This is a genomic window from Halomonas sp. 25-S5 (genome assembly GCF_029889845.1).
In the GTDB taxonomy this organism is placed as follows: Bacteria; Pseudomonadota; Gammaproteobacteria; order Pseudomonadales; family Halomonadaceae; genus Halomonas.
In genome coordinates this window covers 1-567 of sequence record NZ_JARANV010000097.1, presented here as the reverse complement: position 1 = coordinate 567, position 567 = coordinate 1, and the positions used below count along the sequence as shown (strand labels likewise).

General features: G+C 55.9%; 1 rRNA gene. It reads left to right on the top strand.

The features are described 5' to 3' along the window. Window positions 1–26: 26 nt before the first annotated feature. Window positions 27–567: ribosomal RNA gene (locus OP498_RS18540) — 23S ribosomal RNA — on the top strand; the annotation flags it as partial.

Sequence of the window (567 nt, the reverse complement as noted above, 5' to 3'; positions counted from 1 at the left end):
GCGGACCAGACCTCTTGGGGTTATATGGTCAAGCGATGAAGCGCATACGGTGGATGCCTAGGCAGCCAGAGGCGATGAAAGACGTGGCAGCCTGCGATAAGGCTCGGCGAGGTGGCAAACGACCTGTGACCCGGGCATTTCTGAATGGGGAAACCCACCCGACCACTCTCGAGTGGTCGGGTATCCCACACTGAATCCATAGGTGTTGGGAGGCGAACCGGGGGAACTGAAACATCTCAGTACCCCGAGGAAAAGAAATCAACCGAGATTCCCCCAGTAGCGGCGAGCGAACGGGGACCAGCCCTTAAGTCCGACCACTTCGTAGTGGAATAGTCTGGGAAGGCTAACCATAGGGAGTGATAGTCTCGTACACGAAACGAGTGGTCGGATGAAATCGAGTAGGTCGGGGCACGAGAAACCTTGACTGAAGACGGGGGGACCATCCTCCAAGGCTAAATACTCCTGGCTGACCGATAGTGAACCAGTACCGTGAGGGAAAGGCGAAAAGAACCCCGGAGAGGGGAGTGAAATAGATCCTGAAACCGTATGCGTACAAGCAGTGGGAGC